The sequence below is a fragment of the Pseudoalteromonas sp. Isolate3 genome, assembly GCF_022398505.1.
Taxonomy (GTDB): domain Bacteria; phylum Pseudomonadota; class Gammaproteobacteria; order Enterobacterales; family Alteromonadaceae; genus Pseudoalteromonas; species Pseudoalteromonas apostichopi.
Genome location: NZ_JAKEVN010000003.1, coordinates 82,941 through 96,991, shown reverse-complemented (window position 1 = coordinate 96,991; position 14,051 = coordinate 82,941). Strand labels below are relative to the sequence as shown.

Sequence of the window (14,051 nt, the reverse complement as noted above, 5' to 3'; positions counted from 1 at the left end):
GTGTTGATTTAGCTCTTCTTAAAAATGAGTTAAAAGAATATACAGAAAAATATTTAGAGTCAGGTTCAATCAAACATAGCTATTTGAACAGTGAGGTGCGACATAGAGACAAAGAAAATTTACTCCATATAAGTAGAACTGCTGTGATAGTTGCTAAAGATATCGGTGATTTGAGGAGCATATCTTGGATATATTCAGAAATGGCCATGTTACACTATTACGATGGACGGTATAATGATGCGTTACTTTTACAAGAAATGGCTGCTGACCCTAAATATAACCTAATTCTCGCTGTGGATAGATTCTATAATTTATCGTGCTACGCATCATGTTTGTATGATGTCACTAGAAAGCAAGGACATTTGAAAAAAGCTAAGGATGCCTTTAATGCCGTTTATGAAATAGAACCTAGTAAAGCTCAGCAGCTTAGATTTGACCCTGATATGAGAGCAGTGAGCTCTCACTTAGATTAATGTACTGGTTTAATGATCATTTCGCTTCTCCTAATGGGATTTTAAAGCTGAATTAAATTTCTTTTACATTCCCTTAGCTGAATTGCCAACTAATTAAAAATTACTGCACTCGGCACACATACATAATTATATAGATACCTAAGCCGGAATTCAATCTTATTCATCTCATATACCTAGTTACGCAGTCCTTAACTTAGTAGAAACATCCTAACTAGCTGTGTTAGTTATATTTATTTTTATATGCACATATTTACATTTAGTGAATTAAAGGCCGCGCAAAGTGCGATGTTTTTAATTCGTAAGTACGCGGTTGATAAGCAAAGTAGTGACGCTTTACTTGAGTGGTTAAAACCATTTGAAACACTTATTTATAAGCGTGAAGGGGATTGGCGTGAGCTTGTAGATAAAAACAAGCTGACTAAATCAATGATCCCAAAATCGAACTCACCTTATGGGCAAGACCTCATCGATAAAATGGTTATGTTGATTAAAGAAGAGCTGCATCACTTTTATCAAGTACTTGAGATCATGGATGAGTACGGTATTGAATATAAAAGTATTACCCCATGTCGTTATGCAAAAGGTATGCTGCGCCATGTAAAAACTTACGAGCCAGATGCTTTAGTTGATAAGTTAATTATTGGTGCCTATATCGAAGCCCGCTCATGTGAGCGCTTTGCTAAATTAGCGCCACATGTAGATAAGCGTTTAGGTGATTTTTATATTTCACTACTGCGCTCTGAAGCCCGCCATTACCAAGACTATTTAACCCTTGCTCAAGAAATCAGTGAATTTGATATTACAGAGCGTGTTGAATTTTTTGGTCAGCTTGAAGCCGATCTTATTTCAACCCCAGATGAAGATTTTAAGTTCCATAGCGGTGTGCCTGCGTAAAAATAACCAAGAGCGCTTGCTTGGCGCTCTTTTGCTTCATCCTACCTTATACAATCCGTTTTTTTAATAATTAAGCCTTATCCTTGTCGTAGTTTATAATTTTTATTACTTTTCCGAGACTTACTTATTTTTATCTTCAGGGAAATATTTGTACCTTTAAATATTTTGTACTACGTTTGACCTAGATATCTATTAATGTTCGTAAAATAGAATCATAAGTTGTCAAAAGGAGACGTTATGCGTGATTCTAATGAGTTTTTCGAGTTTAAAGAGAGTGCTTCTGAACAAACGCATACTCAAAAAAAATGGAAAATATTAACGGTTGAAGACGACCTAAACTATCAACAAGCATTATTAAATAGTTTTAATGCTATATCTTTCGATGACAATCAGTCACTGGAGGTACTGACCGCGAATTCAGTGTCAGAGGCATCATCTGTATTATCCCGACATAAAGACATCGCTATTGTATTTCTTGATGTGGTGATGGAAGAAGATGATTCAGGCCTACGGCTTGTGAATACCATTCGCCATGTATTAGGTAACAACGATATACGCATAGTGCTATTAACAGGGCAGCCAAGCTTTGCCCCTGAACCACAAGTCATGCAATCGCTTGATATCGACGAGTATTGGAATAAGTCAGACATGACGGTAGATAAGCTTAAATCTATCGTTAGTAGCCACCTTCGTACTTATCAATACATTTCGCAAATCTCAAATGCTAAACAAGGGCTTCAGCTAGTACTCGATGCAGCAAGAAGCATTAACAGTAAACACGATATACGTGCGTTTTCCCATGCGGTGCTAGATGAGATAGGTAAAATTTTGCACCTATCTAAGGGAGGCGGCGTGTTATGTGTTGGTAATGAAAAGCACTTTGATAAACATCCTAAAGTTCTTACTAGTATCGGCTGCTTTAGGGGGCTTGATGGTAAAGACCTCAGCACAGATTTGCTCAGTGAAGAAGCACAACAATCCTATATTTTAGCCAGAGAAAAAAAAGAACACGTTTTCTCTGAGCATTATAGTGTTTTTTACTTTGATACCAGTGATGTTGATATTAGCTTCTACATCACGATTGTAAAATCAGATACGCCAATTGATGAGCATAATGTATTTTTACTCAAAGTTTTTAGTGAAAATGTCAGTACGGGCTTTTCGAATATTGCACTGATGAACCGCCTTACGGAGCTTGCTTATACCGATATAACGCTAAATATGCCTAACAGAAATTGGCTCCAGCGCGAAATCGATAACATGAACAAATACGAGCAAGCTGAAACTCAGTTAGTGGTGTTTGAGATACTTCAGTTCGACGAGAAGTCATTTCGGTTTGGCCATGATTTTTGTAAAAAAACACATCTCAAAATGCGCGAGAATATTTTGCAAGCATTGGCGCCGTATCACCCTCGTATTGCCGTATTTAAAAGTGATAGTTTAGGTGTTTTAGTTTCAAGTCATGCATTTGAAGATGAGAGTATTGTTGACTCTTTAAAACGTCAATCTTTTGAAATTGATGGAGTAAGGCAGTTTTTAGATGTGCGTATTTTAGTTATGCAACTAATCGCCTTTGAACAACATAATGCTGAGCAAATTTTTAACCTTGCAGAGTCGACCCTCAACGAAGAAAACACACAGAGAGCTGAACTTCTTTATTATACATTAGACAATACTAAAGCTATTACACGGCGCTATGAATTGATGCAAGAGTTGCGCACCGCAATTCGTAACAAAGAGCTCCAAGTAGCGCTACAACCCAAGGTTAATTTAACCACAAATGAAGTGGTTGGTTTTGAAGCACTGGCGCGATGGCAAAGAGACGATGGAACATTTGTTAGGCCCGATGAGTTTATTGAACTTGCTGAAACAGCAGGACTTATCAGTGAGTTAGATAAACTTATTTTCGACAAGATAATGCAAACGATTAAGAAATTTGCAGAGCAGGGAGTTAGCCTGCCAATTGCGTTTAATGCATCTACGTTTGATTTGTTAGCCGATGATTACTTTGTTGAGATTGCCGCACGTATTGAAGAGTATGATATATCGCCTTCGTTATTAGAGCTTGAAGTAACAGAGACTCAAGCGATTTTTGACTATGAAAAAATTAACGCATGCTTATGTCGTTTTGCGGGCTTGGGTATAAAAATTAGTATTGATGACTTTGGTACTGGCTATTCGTCACTTGCCCATATTAGTGAAATTCCTGCGCAGATAATAAAAATAGATCGCTGTTTTGTGACTAACATCCAAGAGTCAAAATCCAACCAACACATTATCGAAATGATTATGTTGTTGGCAGATAAATTTGGCTTTGAAGTAACGGCAGAGGGCATTGAAACAGAAGCCGAGCATAACTGGCTTATTGAAGCTGGGTGTAACATAGGGCAGGGCTACTATTATGCAAAACCCATGTTTTATGATGATGCATTGCAATGGCTAAAGGGCAGGTCTAAATAACTAGTATGGTAGAAGTAACAAGCCAATATAAGTCACTGAAAAAAAGTCTACTTTTTAAATTTATGGTCATGGTTGCTGTTAGCTTATTAATTAGCTTGATGGTTTATGTGATTCAATACCAAATACAAAAAAGTAGTGTCACGCTTTTGCAAGATAACACCTTACTTGCCGCTCACAACACCTTAAGCCGTGAGCTTGGTGATGTACGTAAAGTGGTTCAGTTGCTGGTAGCCGATGACATATTAAAGCAAAGTGATGAAAGCGCATTACTTGAGGAACAGATACAAATCCATTTTGTGAACTTTGGTTTAGCAGCAGAAAACATTTCGCAAATACGTTGGTTAGATAGAAAAGGCCAAGAAAAGGTTCGGGTTAACTTTAAAACAGGACAAGCAGAGCTAGTACCAAAACAACAGTTACAAAATAAAAGTAGCCGTTATTATTTTACCGAGGGAATGGAGCACAGTCAGGGTGAAGTTTATATCACACCAATAGATTTAAATGTCGAGCGTGGCGCAGTTGTTACACCGTATGAACCAACATTAAGAGCATCTTATCGAACCACAAGCGATGATTTTGTATTAGATGGGCTAGTGGTTGTCAATTTTGACCTATCGAAAACCTTACAGCAAATTAAGTCACTCAGTACCTTACAAGCACAAATACAACTGGTGAATGGTGAAGGCTATTGGTTGTTACATCCACGCAAAGATAAAGAGTGGGGGTTTATGCTGGAGAAACCGATGCTGACACTCGGTAACGAAGATAGCTCATTATGGCAAGTCATCACTCAGCTGCCAAAATCTCAGGATCTTATTGCATCACATAGTCATGCAACTAGCTTTTTAAAAATGAATTTAGGCAATAAAAGCGCAGCTGGCACAAACGATATTGTTGTCCTAGTAGAGGCTGATGATTCGGTGCAAAACGAGATTATTTTACGATCTTTTATTATAGCGTTAGCTTGTGCTGTTACCTTAATATCAATTTCTGGTTTGTATCTGAAACGTAGTTATCGAGATCAGCGTAAAATTATAAAAGCCAGATCACACCTAGAGCGAGAGCAGCAAGAATTGTTAGCTGCCAATACCAAATTACAACGTTATATAAAGCAGCAACATCAATTACAAGGTGAGCTTATTGAAGCGCAAAGGTTGTCATCACTTGGTTTAATGGTGGCAGGTGTAGCTCATGAAATGAATACTCCACTCGGTGGTGCTGCAATTTCATTATCGAATGCGCAATTAATTAATCAACAACTCAAAGATAAAATAGATGAAGGCTTCACTAAGCAGTTCTTAGAGTCTAGCGTTGAAAAAATTGACGACAACCTATTGATATCAAAGTTGAATTTAGATAAGGCTATCTCTCATGTTAAAAGCTTTAAGGAAATGGCACATGACCGCTCAAATGATCAGCTCGTTAGTTTTAATATCGAAAAAGTCATCGATGATCTACTACTTGGTTTAAAATCCCGCTTTAAAGCCTCAAAAGTATCTATAGAAACTAAAATCGATGTCAAAAAAGACATTATTGGTCGCCCTGGGATTATCTCTCAGGTTATCGAGAGTTTAATCGTTAATGCAATTTCTCACGCCTTTGATGAATTTGATAACAAGCTCATTCGATTGCATGTTAATTTAAATCAACAAGGTGATCTTTGTATTAGCGTCTCTGATAATGGCTGTGGGATTGATGACTCGCTACGCAGCAACTTATTTGATCCCTTCGTGACTACATCTAGAAAGCATGGCCATACAGGATTAGGTTTGTACCTTGTACATGAGTGGGTTACGAGTGTTCTAAACGGAAAAATCCAGCTAGTTGCAAATACTGACTTACCTGAGGGTATAGCAACGAAGTTTAAAATCACTTTGCCAATCGTGCAGAAGAGCACGGTTAGTTAGAGTAGGCTTGCTCGTATAGCTGCGTAATATGACTCATTTCACTTTCATTCAGCTCATATCGCTCCAGTATCTCTAAAAGTTTACCAGACGCCATAATCGCATTTAGGCCTAAATATAAACTTTGTTGAAAAAGCTCCCCTTGAGGGTGTTTTTTTTCGGTGATTACATGCAATTGTTGAGTTGCAAGGTAAGGAGTGATTATTTCTAACTCTGTTGGCTTTGCTTGCTTTAAGCGTTCGCTATTCTCGAGCCAATACAAGGCAACTTCTTTAGTGCCTGCTACTAAATCAACACGACCATGCTTCAATAATAATAAGCTTTCAATTAAGCTTCCTGTTGTTGTCACACTCAATTCTGGGTGATGTTCAAACTCTTCACTAACTACATAGTCTTCACCTTTACTAATTATATAAGGCTTTAATGAATATAGTGAACCTGTGTAGGTTACTTTGTTATCAACACGCTTGAATAACACGGTATGTGCAGTTGCCAAGGGTTGCGAATATGTAAAATTTCTTGCACGTTGCTCGGTATAAAATGCCCCCAGCACCGCTACTCGTTTATGGCGCTTTGCGAGTTTTAATGCCCGAGCCCAATGGGTGTGTTCAATGGTGGCTTTTTGTTTTTGGGTTTTAAGCGCTGCAATTATAACTTCGTGAAGCCAGCCAGGCTTACTTGAGTTATCAATAAAATAAGGAGGATAAGGCTCTGTTACCAATTGCCAAGTTTGACAATTGATTGAAAAACTAAATAGTAAACAGCAACAAAAAAGGCTCAACCGACTAATCATAGATAATGCGTTTTTTACAATAATAGTTAAAGCATAGTTAAAATGTCAGCGATTTAAAGGGAGTGTGGACTAGTTTTTGTTGCTCGGGCGTAACTCTTAAATATGAACCTTGCTCATACCAGTCACCTAAGACGGTGCGCGTCAAAGTTTTATCGGCTAGATTATAATGGTGCACATTTGGGCGGTGGGTATGACCGTGGATCATATTCGTAACTTGATGTTTTTCGAATATGGCTAATACCGCATCCTCAGTAACATCTAGAATTTCTAACGCTTTGCCAGCTTGGCTTTGTTTTGATTTTTCTCGGGCGTTGCGGGCAATTTTCTTGCGATACCAAAGCGGCATAGCGAGCATTAATTTTGGCCACCACCAACCACGACTTTTTTTACGAAACTTTTGGTACTCAACATCTTGAGTACACATTTCATCACCGTGCAGGATAACTGTGAGCGTCCCGTATAGATCAATAACAACCTGCTCAGGTAATAAAGTCATACTCGCGCTTTTTGCATAGTCTTCGCGCATTATGAAATCGCGGTTGCCATGAATAAAAAACACCTCAGTACCACTTTTGCTTACTTGGCGTAAACGTGCGGCAACACTCTTTGAAAGCTCAGTTTGATAGTCATCACCGACCCATACTTCAAAAAAGTCACCCAAAATATACAGCGCATCAACGTCATCATTAATAATCTTACTATCAAGAAAACTAAAAAATGCCGCAGTAATGTCTGGGCGGTTTTCTGTTAAATGGAGATCGGCAATAAAATAACTTTGTTTCATGGTTACTCGCAAAAAAGCGGGCAATGGCCCGCTTAAAATGACTAAACGATTAAATTAGCTAACCGTTACTTTTTCGATGATTACATCTTCAAGAGGTACGTCTTGGTGGAAACCAGCGCTACCTGTAGCAACACCTTTAATTTTGTTAACCACGTCCATACCTTCAACAACTTCTGCAAACACGCAGTAGCCCCAGCCTTGTGATGTTTCACTGCTGAAGTTTAAGAAGTCGTTGTCGTTAACGTTAATGAAGAACTGCGCAGTCGCTGAATGTGGATCCGGCGTACGTGCCATTGCTAATGTACCTACTTTATTAGCAAGGCCATTATTTGCTTCATTTTCGATAGGGTTGTTCACTTCTTTTTGCACCATACCTGGCTCAAAACCACCGCCTTGTACCATGAAACCATCAATTACACGGTGGAAGATAGTACCGTTGTAAAAGCCAGAGTTTGCATACTCTAAGAAGTTTTTAACTGTGTTTGGTGCGTCGCTTTCGTGCATCTTGATAGTGATGTCACCAAAGTTTGTGTGTAGTACAACCATGAGGTTTCCTATATCTGGTTTAATAATGGGGCTATTTTATAGTAGTTGCCTTGGATTAACAAAGTGCTTATTCAATTGATAAAGCGCTAGAGCGGCGGCTTTGCAAGTGTTACCATAGAGAATCTCGAAACACCGTTAAGGACATTTTATAAATGGTACAAATTTACAACACACTTACGCGACAAAAAGAGCAGTTTAAACCCCTTGTTGATGGCAAAATCGACATGTACGTGTGTGGTATCACTATTTATGATTACTGTCACATCGGTCATGCTCGCACTTTTGTAGGTTTTGACGTGATTGTGCGTTACCTACGTCACATTGGCTACGATTTAAAATATGTACGTAACATCACCGATGTTGACGATAAAATCATTAAGCGTGCTAACGAAAATGGCGAGTCAATTAATGATTTAACGACTCGTATGACCAAAGCGATGCATGAAGACTTCGACAGCTTAAATATGCTGCGTCCTGATGTTGAGCCAACAGTGACAAACCATATGGATGAAATCATCGCTATGGTTGAGCGTTTAATTGCTAAAGGCCATGCCTATGTTGCTGCAGATGGTGATGTATTGTTTGATGTTTCTACATTTGAGCAATATGGTGCTTTGTCACAACAAGACCTAACTATGCTACAAGCAGGGTCACGTGTTGAAGTTGCTCAAGATAAGCAAGACCCACTTGATTTCGTGCTTTGGAAAAAAGCTAAGCCAGGTGAGCCTTCATGGTCATCTCCTTGGGGGGAGGGTCGTCCTGGTTGGCATATTGAGTGCTCGGCAATGAGCTCTAAGCACTTAGGCGAACACTTTGATATTCATGGTGGAGGTTCAGATTTACAGTTCCCGCACCATGAAAACGAAATTGCTCAGTCATGCTGTGCAAATAACGGCAAGTACGTAAATACGTGGATCCACACAGGTATGGTTCAAGTTAATAAAGAGAAGATGTCTAAGTCATTAAACAACTTCTTTACCGTACGTGACGTATTAAAAGAGTACGATGCTGAGTCAGTTCGTTACTTCTTAATTTCAGGTCACTACCGTAGTCAGCTTAACTATTCACAAGAAAACCTTGAGCAAGCGCGCTCTTCTCTTGAGCGAATTTACACTGCACTGCGTGGCGTAGCACCAATTGAGTGTGATTTAGCCAGCAATGAATATGTGGCTAAATTCAGAAAAGCGATGGATGATGACTTTAACACACCAGAAGCGCTACCAGTGTTATTTGAATTAGCAAAAGAGCTAAATCGTGTGAAAGATAGCGATGCAGAGCAAGCAGGAAAACTTGCTTATGTATTGCGCAGTGTTGCAGAGGTACTAGGTGTGGCACAACAAGATCCAGAAGCCTTTTTACAAGGTGGTCAAGCTGATGACGAAGTTGCACACATCGAAGCGTTAATTGCAAAACGTAATGAAGCCCGTGCTAGCAAGGATTGGGCGGCTGCTGATGAAGCGCGCGATGCTCTTAATGCGCTTGGTGTTGTACTAGAAGATTCTGCTGGTAAAACAACATGGCGTAAAGCATAAGCCTCAATTGAGGCATTACCCATCAAAAGGTTGCCAACGTGGCAACCTTTTTTGTTTTTAGATGGTATAGCTATTGACCTCAACTTTGCTTGAGGTTTTACATTGGCATCTCTTCGTATTAACAAGGACAGACTTTGAATATTATACTTGCCATGATCCCCGCCTTCTTATGGGGCACCACCTATGCAGTGACCAAATATGCCACACCTGATTGGCCGCCACTTTTATTAGGCGCATTGCGTGCTTTACCTGCAGGATTATTACTTTTATTGCTTAAGCCTAGTTTGCCGACTCGTTCGCAGTGGCCCAGTTTACTGACTTTAGGTGCTGTGAATATAGCGCTGTTTTTTGCCTTTATTTTTATTATGGCAGTCAACCTTCCAGCAGCAATTGCAGGTGTGGGAATGGTTTCAGTGCCTGTTGTCGCTTTATTATATGCATGGCTTGCCAAAGGGCAGCGCCCAGCAAAAGTTCAAGCATTCTGCGCTATGGCATTGGTCGTGCTTGCATGGCTATTATTTGATCCCGCTTATGTGGCATTGAATGTATTAGGAGTTGCGGCTTTATTTGGTGCCTTACTTACTATTGTAATTGGTAGTACCTTAGTACAAAGCTTGTCTGTGCATATACATTGGTGGGTCGTACTTACTTGGCAATTAATCATTGGAGGCAGCCTATTATTGCTTGCTGCTTTTATTGATGGAAGTGTGCTAAACCCAGAGCAATACCATGTAGTATTTGAGCCTATTTCAGCGCTTCAATATACTGCGCTATTTTGGTTAATCGTTCCCAATACAGCCATTGCCTATACTCTGTATGTTTGGTTATTAGGGCGCATGAGTGTAGCTGAGTTTTCATTTGGCACCATTGCCAACCCAATAGCGGGAATAGTGTGTGCTGTTGTGCTCATAAACGAACAGTATCAAGACTGGCAATACCTACTGATGTTTTTGATGATCATATTTTCAGTGCTACCTCAGATGTTAAAGCTAAGATTGTTAAAGCAACAAACAAGCTAATAAAAAAGGGCTGCCAATTGGCAGCCCTTTTACTAAAGTAATTTTTCTTAGCTGTGATAATTTTCACAAGCTTCAAGCGTGTTTTCGATTAAGCTTGCCACTGTCATCGGGCCAACACCACCAGGTACTGGTGTAATGAAATGTGCTTTTTGTTCAGCAATATCGTATTCAACATCACCAACAAGCTTGCCAGATTCAAGACGGTTAATGCCCACATCGATTACGATAGCACCTTCTTTAATCCAATCACCCGGAATGAACTCAGGTTTACCAACCGCAACAACTAATAAATCAGCGCGGCGAACATGCGTTTCTAAATCTTGAGTAAACTTATGACATACCGTGGTTGTACAGCCAGCAAGTAATAGCTCAAGTGACATAGGGCGACCAACAATGTTAGACGCACCAACAACGACTGCATGCATACCTTTGTAGCGAACACCGGTAGAGTCGAGTAGGGTAATAATCCCCTTTGGTGTACATGGACGAAGTGCCGGCATACGCTGAGCTAAGCGACCAATGTTATAAGGGTGAAACCCATCAACATCTTTATGTGGTGTGATGCGCTCAAGAATTTTTTCAGCATCAAGACCTTGCGGTAAAGGCAATTGTACTAAAATACCGTCTACTTCTTTGTCTTCGTTTAGTTGATCTATTAATGCAAGTAAGTCTTGCTCAGTCGTGTCGCCAGGTAAATCGTAAGACTTAGATATAAAGCCGACTTCTTCACATGCTTTACGTTTAGAACCAACATACACTTGGCTAGCCGGATCTTGACCAACTAACACAACTGCTAGTCCTGGAGCGCGTAATCCATTCGCTACACGCTCTGCAACTCGCTCTGCTACATTGCTGCGTACTTGTTTAGCTATTGCCTTACCATCGATGATGTTTGCCGTCATGGGTGACCTTTAATTGGGGTTAGTTAACTTGATACTGATACATCTAAATATGATTATCCAATAAAGGGGGCGTGGATACACAAATCATGTTTGTTTGATCATATTTATTTATGTTGCGTATTTTCGCAGAAAAGCATCATAGCGCCAAGATGCAATCTTATATAAAGCGTTACTTTATAAAAAAGAGTTCAAATTTTAGCTTATATTTGCAATATTTAACCATTATGAACTAAAAGTGACCGATTGAATTATTTTCTTAAAAAAATGTTTGACCTAACTCGGTCAAATCACTATTATGCACCCCGTTGTTAACGAGGTCACTCGCAAACAATAGTAAGCATCGGCGATTAGCGCAGTTTGGTAGCGCACTTGGTTTGGGTCCAAGGGGTCGCAGGTTCAAATCCTGCATCGCCGACCACTTTACTTTTTGTAAATGGTGCTTACAGGCAAACTTATGAAGTTTTCGATGCGCCCGTAGCTCAGCTGGATAGAGCAACGCCCTTCTAAGGCGTTGGTCGAAGGTTCGAATCCTTCCGGGTGCGCCATTTGAAAATATGTAAATGCCGTGGTGATTGTAGCTCAGTTGGTAGAGCCCCGGATTGTGATTCCGGTTGTCGTGGGTTCGAGCCCCATCAGTCACCCCAATTTACTCTAAGATATCGGCGATTAGCGCAGTTTGGTAGCGCACTTGGTTTGGGTCCAAGGGGTCGCAGGTTCAAATCCTGCATCGCCGACCACTTTTTAAGTGGTCTTAATTTTCAAAACTTCTCTCAGTATCGGCGATTAGCGCAGTTTGGTAGCGCACTTGGTTTGGGTCCAAGGGGTCGCAGGTTCAAATCCTGCATCGCCGACCACTTTTAAAGAGTTTAAGGTCATAGAACGATTGGTTTGGGTACCTCCAATTCAGTCACAGGTTCAAATCCTGCATCGCCGACCACTTTTAAAGAGTTTAAGGTCATAAAACGATTTGTTTGGGTACCTCCAATTCAGTCGCAGGTTCAAATACTGCATTACCGACCTCTTTTAAAATTTAAGCTTCACTCCCTCTAGCCGAAGCTACTTAATTCTTTTCAATACCTTTTAAATCAGCTTAATTCTCTTTTGTTATTTTTTGCGTTCGTTTTTTACGCACTTAAACGCTGTTTGCTGCTATATACGCCAAATAATTGCCCCCCAGACTCGACTATCATAAATATTAGGTTATAATGCCGCGTCTATTGTTTAACATAGTGCCCATAGAGGCAAAGCAGCAATGGTATCTCATGGTTACAATGCGCCGTTTTAAGTTGAAATATTCAGCGTTAAAACTTGCTATCACTCATGGAGATCACCTTGTTTGTAAGGAAGGCGAAAAGTCGCCAAAATTGAAGATTGAGGTAAATCATGCAAGTTTCTGTTGAGACGACTCAAGGCCTTGAGCGCCGTCTGACCATCACCGTTCCTGCAGAGAACGTTGAGACTGAAGTAAAAAAACGCTTACAACAACTGTCTAAAACCCAGCGTATCGATGGTTTCCGTCCTGGTAAAGTACCAGCGTCTATCATCAACAAGCGTTACGGTGCTGCAGTACGTCAAGAAGTTGCTGGCGAATTAATGCAACGCAACTACATCGAAGCTATCGTTTCTGAAAAAATTAACCCAGCTGGTTCACCTACTTTCGCTCCTAAAGCGTTAGAAGCTGGTAAAGATTTAGAATTCGATGCAACTTTCGAAGTTTACCCAGAAGTTGAAATTCAAGGTTTAGATAAAATCGCTGTTGAAAAACCAGCTGTATCTGTAACTGACGAAGACCTAGCTAACATGCTAGAAACTTTACGTAAGCAACACGCTTCTTGGGCTGAAGTTGACGCAGCTGCAGGCGAGAACGATCGTGTAACTATCGACTTCGTTGGTTCTATCGAAGGCGAAGAGTTCGAAGGCGGTAAAGCTGAAGACTTCCCACTAGAACTTGGTCAAGGTCGTATGATCCCAGGTTTCGAAGACAACATCGTTGGCAAAAAAGCGGGCGAAGAAGTTGTTGCTGAAGTAACTTTCCCTGAAGAGTACCATGCTGAAAACCTTAAAGGTAAAGCTGCTACTTTCGCAATCACTGTTAAGAAAGTTGAAACTCAAGAGCTTCCTGAGCTTAATGACGAGTTCGCAACTAAATTCGGTGTAGCTGAAGGCGGTGTTGACGCTCTTAAAGAAGAAGTTAAAAAGAACATGACACGTGAGCTTGACCAAGCGGTTAAAGCTAACGTTAAAGACCAAGCTATCAAAGGTCTTTTAGCTAACAACGAAATCGAAGTGCCAAAAGCGCTAGTAGATCAAGAAATTGATGCACTACGTCAGCAAGCAGCACAACGTTTCGGTGGCGACGCTAAAAACATGCCTGAGCTTCCGGCTGAATTATTCCACGAGCAAGCTGTAACTCGCGTTAAGACTGGCCTATTACTAGGTGAAGTAATTAAAGCGAACGAGCTTAAAGTTGACGACGCTAAAGTTGAAGAGTTAATTGCAACTGTAGCTTCTGCATACGAAGATCCAACTGAAGTAGTAGAGTACTACAAAGCAAACGATCAGCTTATGCAGCAAATGCGCAACGTAGCTATGGAAGAGCAAGCAGTTGAAGCAATCCTAGCTAAAGCAAACGTGACTGACGTTGAAAAAGCATTCGACGACATCATGAATCCACAGCAAGGTGCTTAATAAGTCATTGACTTAAGCTCTCGCTAGCGATTAAATGGCTCGTGTTACCCTGTATT

The 14,051-nt window shown here is 40.3% G+C and carries 11 protein-coding genes and 5 tRNA genes; 12 read left to right on the top strand and 4 right to left on the bottom strand.

Annotated elements, in window-relative coordinates; translation table 11 throughout:
- The 4 genes from L1D46_RS01760 to L1D46_RS01745 all read left to right on the top strand — a co-directional run.
- Positions 1-473 (top strand): hypothetical protein (locus L1D46_RS01760; RefSeq protein ID WP_239976640.1); only part of this gene is annotated, 473 nt, incomplete at its 5' end.
- 240 nt (positions 474-713) lie between these two features.
- Positions 714-1,367 carry a tRNA isopentenyl-2-thiomethyl-A-37 hydroxylase MiaE gene (gene miaE / locus L1D46_RS01755; RefSeq protein WP_275668388.1) on the top strand — a complete coding sequence of 218 codons (654 nt, stop codon included), beginning with the start codon at positions 714-716 and terminating at the stop codon, positions 1,365-1,367.
- Between the two features lie 237 nt (positions 1,368-1,604).
- The gene (locus L1D46_RS01750; RefSeq protein WP_239976638.1) at positions 1,605-3,827 is read left to right on the top strand and encodes an EAL domain-containing protein; all 2,223 of its coding nucleotides are present in this window, start codon (positions 1,605-1,607) and stop codon (positions 3,825-3,827) included.
- Positions 3,828-3,832: 5 nt separating this feature from the next.
- Complete coding sequence (locus tag L1D46_RS01745; protein WP_239976636.1) at positions 3,833-5,734, top strand: HAMP domain-containing sensor histidine kinase; 1,902 nt, start codon at positions 3,833-3,835, stop codon at positions 5,732-5,734.
- On the opposite strand, the gene L1D46_RS01740 is transcribed toward L1D46_RS01745, so the two are convergent.
- Genes L1D46_RS01740 through L1D46_RS01730 form a run of 3 tightly spaced genes read right to left on the bottom strand, consistent with a single transcriptional unit; the run spans position 5,727 to position 7,854 of the window.
- Entirely contained in the window at positions 5,727-6,524 is a 798-nt protein-coding gene (locus tag L1D46_RS01740; protein WP_239976634.1) for a transporter substrate-binding domain-containing protein, read from the bottom strand. The genes L1D46_RS01745 and L1D46_RS01740 overlap by 8 nt on opposite strands.
- Before the next feature lie 37 nt (positions 6,525-6,561).
- On the bottom strand, positions 6,562-7,308 hold the full coding sequence (locus L1D46_RS01735; RefSeq protein ID WP_239976632.1) for a UDP-2,3-diacylglucosamine diphosphatase: 747 nt from the start codon (positions 7,306-7,308) through the stop codon (positions 6,562-6,564).
- A 54-nt stretch (positions 7,309-7,362) separates the two neighbouring features.
- On the bottom strand, positions 7,363-7,854 hold the full coding sequence (locus L1D46_RS01730; protein ID WP_062569843.1) for a peptidylprolyl isomerase: 492 nt from the start codon (positions 7,852-7,854) through the stop codon (positions 7,363-7,365).
- A gap of 152 nt (positions 7,855-8,006) precedes the next feature.
- Here L1D46_RS01730 and cysS point away from each other — a divergent pair, with 152 nt between their 5' ends.
- Both cysS and L1D46_RS01720 read left to right on the top strand, forming a co-directional pair.
- The gene (cysS, locus tag L1D46_RS01725; RefSeq protein ID WP_167657986.1) at positions 8,007-9,386 is read left to right on the top strand and encodes a cysteine--tRNA ligase; all 1,380 of its coding nucleotides are present in this window, start codon (positions 8,007-8,009) and stop codon (positions 9,384-9,386) included.
- Positions 9,387-9,520: 134 nt separating this feature from the next.
- Positions 9,521-10,405: an EamA family transporter gene (locus tag L1D46_RS01720; protein WP_130050990.1), complete on the top strand. Its 885-nt coding sequence runs from the start codon at positions 9,521-9,523 to the stop codon at positions 10,403-10,405.
- Positions 10,406-10,452: 47 nt separating this feature from the next.
- Here the strand turns inward: L1D46_RS01720 and folD are convergent, their stop codons facing one another.
- A complete protein-coding gene (gene folD, locus L1D46_RS01715; RefSeq protein ID WP_130050991.1) occupies positions 10,453-11,307 on the bottom strand; it encodes a bifunctional methylenetetrahydrofolate dehydrogenase/methenyltetrahydrofolate cyclohydrolase FolD in 855 nt (284 codons plus the stop codon).
- A 341-nt stretch (positions 11,308-11,648) separates the two neighbouring features.
- On the opposite strand from folD, the gene L1D46_RS01710 reads away from it, so the two are divergent.
- The 6 genes from L1D46_RS01710 (at position 11,649) to tig (ending at position 13,995) form a co-directional block, all read left to right on the top strand.
- Positions 11,649-11,725 (top strand) — tRNA-Pro (locus L1D46_RS01710).
- A 50-nt stretch (positions 11,726-11,775) separates the two neighbouring features.
- A tRNA-Arg gene (locus L1D46_RS01705) sits at positions 11,776-11,852 on the top strand.
- 23 nt (positions 11,853-11,875) lie between these two features.
- Positions 11,876-11,951: transfer RNA gene (locus tag L1D46_RS01700), tRNA-His, on the top strand.
- Positions 11,952-11,967: 16 nt separating this feature from the next.
- Positions 11,968-12,044: transfer RNA gene (locus L1D46_RS01695), tRNA-Pro, on the top strand.
- A 40-nt stretch (positions 12,045-12,084) separates the two neighbouring features.
- A tRNA-Pro gene (locus L1D46_RS01690) sits at positions 12,085-12,161 on the top strand.
- Positions 12,162-12,690: 529 nt separating this feature from the next.
- A complete protein-coding gene (tig, locus tag L1D46_RS01685; RefSeq protein ID WP_054553149.1) occupies positions 12,691-13,995 on the top strand; it encodes a trigger factor in 1,305 nt (434 codons plus the stop codon).
- Positions 13,996-14,051 lie beyond the last annotated feature (56 nt).

Coding starts and splice junctions, on each gene's coding strand:
- L1D46_RS01750 (WP_239976638.1), top strand. CDS start 1,605: ATGCGTGATTCTAATGAGTTTTTCGAGTTTAAAGAGAGTGCTTCTGAA.
- folD (WP_130050991.1), bottom strand. CDS start 11,307: ATGACGGCAAACATCATCGATGGTAAGGCAATAGCTAAACAAGTACGC.
- miaE (WP_275668388.1), top strand. CDS start 714: ATGCACATATTTACATTTAGTGAATTAAAGGCCGCGCAAAGTGCGATG.
- L1D46_RS01740 (WP_239976634.1), bottom strand. CDS start 6,524: ATGATTAGTCGGTTGAGCCTTTTTTGTTGCTGTTTACTATTTAGTTTT.
- L1D46_RS01730 (WP_062569843.1), bottom strand. CDS start 7,854: ATGGTTGTACTACACACAAACTTTGGTGACATCACTATCAAGATGCAC.
- cysS (WP_167657986.1), top strand. CDS start 8,007: ATGGTACAAATTTACAACACACTTACGCGACAAAAAGAGCAGTTTAAA.
- L1D46_RS01735 (WP_239976632.1), bottom strand. CDS start 7,308: ATGAAACAAAGTTATTTTATTGCCGATCTCCATTTAACAGAAAACCGC.
- L1D46_RS01745 (WP_239976636.1), top strand. CDS start 3,833: ATGGTAGAAGTAACAAGCCAATATAAGTCACTGAAAAAAAGTCTACTT.
- tig (WP_054553149.1), top strand. CDS start 12,691: ATGCAAGTTTCTGTTGAGACGACTCAAGGCCTTGAGCGCCGTCTGACC.